The organism is Neorhizobium turbinariae, from assembly GCF_023223505.1.
GTDB classification, from domain to species: Bacteria; Pseudomonadota; Alphaproteobacteria; order Rhizobiales; family Rhizobiaceae; genus Neorhizobium; species Neorhizobium turbinariae.
On sequence record NZ_JALPRY010000032.1, the window covers coordinates 45,845 to 52,226 of the forward strand.

5 protein-coding genes and 3 tRNA genes are annotated in these 6,382 nt (G+C 60.6%); 4 read left to right on the forward strand and 4 right to left on the reverse strand.

Annotated features, from left to right (window positions below; genetic code table 11):
- Positions 1-99 precede the first annotated feature (99 nt).
- Positions 100-1,231 (forward strand): peptide chain release factor 2 gene (gene prfB / locus M0654_RS21620; protein ID WP_248684864.1). Its coding sequence is split into 2 segments (ribosomal slippage): positions 100-168 and positions 170-1,231, totalling 1,131 coding nucleotides; the frame shifts between segments, so codons are not numbered across the junction.
- A gap of 57 nt (positions 1,232-1,288) precedes the next feature.
- Here the strand turns inward: prfB and M0654_RS21625 are convergent.
- Positions 1,289-2,062, reverse strand: coding sequence for an NAD kinase (locus M0654_RS21625; RefSeq protein ID WP_118849332.1), 774 nt, complete (start codon positions 2,060-2,062; stop codon positions 1,289-1,291).
- A gap of 223 nt (positions 2,063-2,285) precedes the next feature.
- On the opposite strand from M0654_RS21625, the gene M0654_RS21630 reads away from it, so the two are divergent.
- Positions 2,286-2,361, forward strand: a tRNA-Thr gene (locus M0654_RS21630).
- A 254-nt stretch (positions 2,362-2,615) separates the two neighbouring features.
- On the opposite strand, the gene M0654_RS21635 is transcribed toward M0654_RS21630, so the two are convergent.
- The 3 genes from M0654_RS21635 to rlmB all read right to left on the reverse strand — a co-directional run bounded on the left by M0654_RS21635 (position 2,616) and on the right by rlmB (position 5,727).
- Positions 2,616-3,917: a UDP-glucose dehydrogenase family protein gene (locus M0654_RS21635; RefSeq protein WP_248684865.1), complete on the reverse strand. Its 1,302-nt coding sequence runs from the start codon at positions 3,915-3,917 to the stop codon at positions 2,616-2,618.
- A gap of 113 nt (positions 3,918-4,030) precedes the next feature.
- On the reverse strand, positions 4,031-4,825 hold the full coding sequence (gene cysQ, locus M0654_RS21640; protein ID WP_248684869.1) for a 3'(2'),5'-bisphosphate nucleotidase CysQ: 795 nt from the start codon (positions 4,823-4,825) through the stop codon (positions 4,031-4,033).
- An 8-nt stretch (positions 4,826-4,833) separates the two neighbouring features.
- Positions 4,834-5,727: a 23S rRNA (guanosine(2251)-2'-O)-methyltransferase RlmB gene (gene rlmB, locus M0654_RS21645; protein ID WP_248684866.1), complete on the reverse strand. Its 894-nt coding sequence runs from the start codon at positions 5,725-5,727 to the stop codon at positions 4,834-4,836.
- A 199-nt stretch (positions 5,728-5,926) separates the two neighbouring features.
- Between rlmB and M0654_RS21650 the strand changes: the two genes are divergently transcribed.
- Positions 5,927-6,011, forward strand: a tRNA-Tyr gene (locus M0654_RS21650).
- Positions 6,012-6,037: 26 nt separating this feature from the next.
- Positions 6,038-6,111 (forward strand) — tRNA-Gly (locus tag M0654_RS21655).
- Positions 6,112-6,382: the final 271 nt, after the last annotated feature.

A 6,382-nucleotide genomic window follows, 5' to 3' on the forward strand; every position in this document is an offset into this window, starting at 1 on the left:
CCGAGGCGAGGGCAGGGGCCGGTCTTTACATCCGGTCCCGAGCCAACTATGTCCACGGCACCTTTGAAATCCGAAAATAGAGAGTGAAGAACCAACGCCATGCGTGCGGAAATCATCAATGTCGTCGACGAAATCAAGCAGGCCATAAGCCTGCTGAGGAGGCATCTTTGACTGGGATCAGGCGGTAAGACGACTGGACTGGTTGAATAACAAGGCAGAGGATCCAAACCTCTGGAACGATGCGCAGGAAGCGCAGAAGCTGATGCGCGAACGCCAGCAGCTTGAAGATGGCATCAATGGCGTCAAAGCCATGGAAAGCCAGCTCAACGACAATATCGAGCTGATCGAGCTTGGCGAAGAAGAAGGCGACGAGGGCATCGTCACCGAGGCGGAGAACGCGCTGAGGGCCCTGAAGGCCGAAGCCGGCCGCCGGCAGGTCGAAGCCATGCTGTCCGGCGAAGCGGACGGCAACGACACTTATCTTGAAGTGCATTCCGGCGCGGGTGGAACGGAAAGCCAGGATTGGGCGAACATGCTGTTGCGCATGTACACCCGCTGGGCCGAGCGCTCCGGCTTCAAGGTTGAGCTCATGGAAGTGCATGACGGCGAAGAAGCCGGCATCAAGTCCGCGACCATGCTGGTCAAGGGCCACAATGCCTATGGCTGGCTGAAAACCGAATCGGGCGTGCACCGCCTTGTGCGCATCTCGCCGTATGACAGCAATGCGCGCCGCCACACGTCCTTCTCGTCGATCTGGGTCTACCCGGTTGTCGACGAATCGATCAACATCGACGTCAACGAGAGCGACTGCCGTATCGATACCTACCGGTCTTCGGGCGCAGGCGGACAGCACGTCAACACGACCGACTCGGCGGTGCGCATCACGCACATTCCGACGGGCATCGTGGTTGCGTGCCAGCAGGAGCGTTCGCAGCACAAGAACCGGGCCAAGGCTTGGGAAATGTTGCGTGCCCGCCTGTATGAAGCCGAGCTGAAGAAGCGCGAAGATGCGGCGAATGCCGAAGCGGCATCGAAGACCGATATCGGCTGGGGCCACCAGATCCGCTCCTATGTCCTGCAGCCATACCAGTTGGTGAAGGACCTGCGCACCGGCGTGTCGAGCACGGCACCGGATGACGTTCTTGATGGCGACCTCAACGAGTTCATGGAAGCCGCGCTGGCGCACCGCATCAGCGGCAAGCCGGACGTGGATGTCGCGGACGTCGACTGATCAAGGTCGAAGAATAAGAGAAGGGCCGGATCATGCATCCGGCCTTTTTCGTCTGTGCTAGTTGCTGAACTGCTCGGCAAGGATGCGATCCGACCAAGAATGGTCGGGGTCGGATAGAAGACGCGCCGTTACGTCCGTGCACTGCGCCACGCGCACATGCAGCACCGATTTCACTTCCGCATTGTCGGCAACGGCGTTCACCGGTCGCTTTTCCGGCTCCAGGATCTCGAGATCAACGCAGACATGATTCGGAAGCAGGGCACCACGCCAACGTCTGGGGCGGAAGGCCGACACCGGCGTCATGGCGAGCAGCGGCGCTTCGAGCGGCAGGATCGGCCCATGAGCCGAAAGGTTGTAAGCGGTCGAGCCGGCGGGTGTTGCAATCATCAACCCGTCGCAGATCAGTTCCTCGAGCCGCGTATGCCCGTCGATCACCACCCGCAGCTTCGCCGCCTGGTAGGACTGGCGGAACAGGTAGACCTCGTTGATGGCGAGTGCCGTGGAGGTGGAGCCATCTTCGTTCGTGGTCGTCATCTTCAGCGGGTGGAATTCGTTTTCCACCGCATGGGCGATGCGCTCGTGAAGACCATCGGCTCGGTAGTCGTTCATCAGGAAGCCAACCGAGCCGCAGTTCATACCGTAGACGCATTTGTCGGTGTTGATCGTCTCGTGCAGCGTCTGCAGCATGAAGCCGTCGCCACCAAGCGCCACCAGGATATCGGCATCGGCCGGCGGAACATTGCCGTAAAGCCGCACCAGTTCTTCCAGGGCCATCTGCGCCTCAGGGGCAGTCGAGGCGATGAAGGAAAGCGTTTGCGACTGACGGGACATTGATCAGGCCTTTGGATGCTGCCCGCAGGGCATAGGCTGGAACCTTGGACTTCGCTTCGCCGTGCGGCGAGCTTGCTCGACTTTAGGTACCCGAGAACCAAGCCCTTGCACAAGCGCAGTCGCGGCATTTGCGTACGCCTGAAACGATCCGGCATTTGCACGCCCATCCTCAGATTTGCTCTTTACAGAGCGGGCGAAACCGCTTAACTCCGCCGCTACAAGTGCCCTTGTAGCTCAGTTGGTAGAGCACCTGATTTGTAATCAGGGGGTCGCGGGTTCGAACCCTGCCGGGGGCACCACTTCTTTCCTCAGACAGTCCAGCCAGACGATCCGCGCGCAGTTCTGATCGCGCCGCAATCTTTGATCAAGCGTACCGGAATCGCGGCTTCTGGGCTTCGTTCGGCGCCAGATCCTGTGCACAGTTCGACTGCCGCAATATGCTGCGGTTTTCCCAACTTGCCCTGCCACCCGGCGGGGCTTTTTGTTTTTGGGTGGACGGGCCCGCTAGCGCGCCCGCGGCACGGTGGCCGCGAGCCGCGCGTTTCGTCTTGGCTCAGGCCTTGCCGACGCCGGTATAGGTGAAGCCCTGCGCCTCGACCTCGTGCGGGCGGTAGACGTTGCGCAGGTCAACGAGGATCGGCGACTTCATCACCGACTTCAGGCGCTTCAGGTCCAGTGCGCGGAACTCATTCCATTCGGTGACGAGCACCGCGACATCGGCACCTTCGGCGGCCTGGTAAGGGCCACTCGCAAAGTCGATCTCCATCATCTGCCTGGCGTTTTCCATGCCTTCCGGATCATAACCGGAGACGATGGCGCCGGCATCCTTCAGCGTCTGGACGACAGCAATCGATGGGCTGTCGCGCATGTCGTCGGTGTTCGGCTTGAAGGTGAGGCCCAGCAGCGCAACCTTCTTGCCGCGCACGTCGCCGCCGGCCGCGGCAATGACCTTGCGGCCCATGGCGCGCTTGCGGCTGTCATTGATCGCAATTGTCGTTTCGACGAGGCGCACCGGTGCATCGAAATCCTGCGCCGTCTTGGCAAGCGCCAGCGTGTCCTTCGGGAAGCAGGAGCCGCCGTAACCGGGGCCGGCATGCAGGAACTTGGAGCCGATGCGGCCATCAAGCCCTATCCCGCGCGAAACGTCCTGTACGTCCGCGCCAACTTTCTCGCAGAGATCGGCAATCTCGTTGATGAAGGTGATCTTCATGGCAAGGAAGCCGTTCGCGGCATACTTGATCAGTTCGGAGGTGCGGCGCGAGGTAAACAGGAGCGGCGACTGGTTGAGGTAGAGCGGCCGGTAGACTTCCGTCATCACATGGCGTGCGCGTTCATCGGACAGACCGACGACGATTCGGTCCGGACGCTTGAAGTCTTCGATCGCCGCACCTTCGCGCAGGAATTCCGGATTGGAGACCACGGCGAAATCGGCACCCGGATTGGTTTCGCGGATGATGCGCTCCACCTCGTCGCCGGTGCCGACCGGCACCGTGGACTTGGTGACGACCACGGTAAAGCCGGTCATTGCCTCGGCGATCTCGCGTGCGGCGGCATGCACATAACCGAGATCGGCATGGCCATCACCACGGCGCGACGGCGTGCCGACCGCGATGAAGACGACGTCGGCATCGGCAACGGCGGGTTTCAGATCCGTGGTGAAGGAGAGGCGGCCGGCCTTCACATTCGATTCGACCAGGGCATCGAGCCCCGGCTCATAGATCGGCATGATGCCCTGCTTCAGCGCCTCGATCTTTTCGACCGCCTTGTCGACGCAGACCACGTCGTGCCCGAAATCAGCAAAGCAGGCACCCGATACCAGGCCAACATAGCCCGACCCAACCATCACAATACGCATGCGTCATCCTCAATATGGCGATCAGCCCGCCGCTACGACCCAAATGTGCATTTCCTACCGCATCGGAAGGTTATTGCAACGCGTCCCACCAGCTAGTGCAAAACAGGGTTACCTCAAGTAGGGCGTGTGGCTTCGCGAAGACCCCAGGCTATGAAATCCGGGTTGGCGAAATCCACGAGGTCAGTCTGGCCCGTCTTTCCGTAGCGAAGCGGCGCCCCTTCGACATCCAGCGTGATGCCACCTGCGGCCCGCAGCACCGCGTCGCCCGCTGCGGTGTCCCATTCCATGGTACGTCCGAAGCGGGGATAGAGGTCAGCCGTACCCTCTGCGAGCAGGCAGAATTTCAAGGAGGAACCGATGGAGCGAATCTCCGATGCGCCGGAGGTGCGGATGAAGGCGTCCGTCTCGGGCGTATTGTGCGAGCGGCTGGCGACGACGATCGGATGTTCCGGCACCGGCCGAGCCGAGACGCGCTGGCGTTCAACGACGGCGTAAGCATCACCGATGATGAGCTTTTCCACCAGGTTATCGCCGCCGAGATAGGCAACCTTGAGCGCCGGTGCATAAACCATGCCGAGCGTCGGTACGCCGTCTTCGATCAAGGCGATGTTGACCGTGAAGTCCGTCGAGCCGCTGATGAATTCCTTGGTGCCGTCGAGCGGGTCGACGAGGATGAAGGCCGAGCCGCGGATCTGTGGCGTGTGTCCGGCCGCAACTGATTCTTCCGCCACGACCGGAATGCCGGGGCAGTGCCTTGAGAGTTCGGCAAGAACGATCGCCTCGGCCTGCTCATCGGCCTCCGTCACCGGCGAGCAATCCGCCTTGTAGTGAGTTTCGGTGCCTGCATCACGGACACGCATGATGGCGTGCCCGGCAAGAAGTGCCGCAGTCTCAAAGGTGGCAGCCAGCGATTGCATCAGCCGGCCTTGCCCGATCCTGTGCGCGCCAGATGTTGGCGGCTTGCATAAAGCGAGACGGCTGCGGCATTCGACACGTTGAGGGACTTGATCTCGCCTGGCATGTCGAGCCGTGCGAGCGCACTCACCGTTTCGCGGGTCTTCTGTCGCAGGCCCTTGCCTTCAGATCCGAGCACGAGGGCGATCCGGTCACCACTGAAGGTTTCTTCCAGAACGGCAGGTCCTTCGGAATCAAGCCCGATGGTCTGGAAGCCGAGCTGGTGCAGCTCACCGAGCGCATCCGAAAGATTTGTGATCTGGATATAAGGGATGAGTTCCAGCGCGCCCGACGCAGATTTCGCCAGCACACCCGATTCCGTCGGGCTATGTCTCTGGGTGGTGATAACGGCACCAGCGCCGAATGCGACGGCCGAACGCATGATTGCGCCGACATTATGCGGGTCCGTGACCTGGTCGAGCACAAGAAGAAGCGGGCTTTCCTTCAGGGCTTCGAGACGGCGTACGGGCAGGGGCCTCGTCTCGAGCATGACACCCTGGTGGATCGCTTCGGGGCCGAGCACCTTGTCGATGTCCTGCGGTGATACGAATTCGACGGGATAGGGAAGGGCTCCCGCTTCGCCGATATCAAGCCGGGCGAATGCGTTCTGGGTGATGGACAGCTTGATGAGCTTCCGTTCCGGGTTGTCGAGCGCGGCGCGCACCGTGTGCAGTCCGTAGAGGAGAACCTGTTCGGGCTGCAACTGCGGCGGCTTCCAGTCCTTGTTCGACTTCGGCTTCTTGTGGGGCGGGGTGGGAATCTCGCCACGCTCACGCTTTGCATCGCGCACCTGGCGGCGCAAAGTTGCGTAATGCGTGTCGCGGTTCGATCGGTCTTTGGTGTTGTCCTTGCTCATGAGGCTATATAGCCACGGGCCCGCCTCAGGCATAGACCCTGCAAACAAAGGCCTTCGGATCGGCTCATGTTTATTTTCGCAATTTTTGCTCAGAAGCCGTGTTGACAGACCGAAACGACGCGGTCATATACGCGGCGCAGACCGAGAGGCGCTCAGCCAAACAGTCTGACAAACTTGGTCGAACGATCCGGACGAAACTGGAGAGATGCCCGAGTGGTTAAAGGGGACGGACTGTAAATCCGTTGGCTCAGCCTACGTTGGTTCAAATCCAACTCTCTCCACCATTCGTCTCATGATCGGACCATACCCCGCGGGTATAGCTCAATGGTAGAGCAGCAGCCTTCCAAGCTGAATACGCGGGTTCGATTCCCGCTACCCGCTCCAAATCATCACGCAGGCCTGAGGCAGATCATCCGTCGGATGCTTTAGTGCGGCGTCTGATCATCGCTGCAAAGACGCTGGATTTGGGCGTCATTCGCAAGCTCTCTTGCGCCCGGCCCTTGTCCCGGCGCAGGTCGTAATTATGTCTTGCGCATTCTGGTGGAAAGCCTTAAACGGCGACACCAAACCCGGCAGCCGGGTTCACCTCTTATGTTCACAGGAAGCATTCAATGGCAAAGAGCAAGTTTGAGCGCAATAAGCCGCACGTCAACAT

What these genes read in the sequence shown, in the direction of transcription:
- M0654_RS21625 (WP_118849332.1), bottom strand. Translation starts at nt 2,062, where the DNA reads ATGTCCCGTCAGTCGCAAACGCTTTCCTTCATCGCCTCGACTGCCCCT.
- M0654_RS21635 (WP_248684865.1), bottom strand. Translation starts at nt 3,917, where the DNA reads ATGCGTATTGTGATGGTTGGGTCGGGCTATGTTGGCCTGGTATCGGGT.
- rlmB (WP_248684866.1), bottom strand. Translation starts at nt 5,727, where the DNA reads ATGAGCAAGGACAACACCAAAGACCGATCGAACCGCGACACGCATTAC.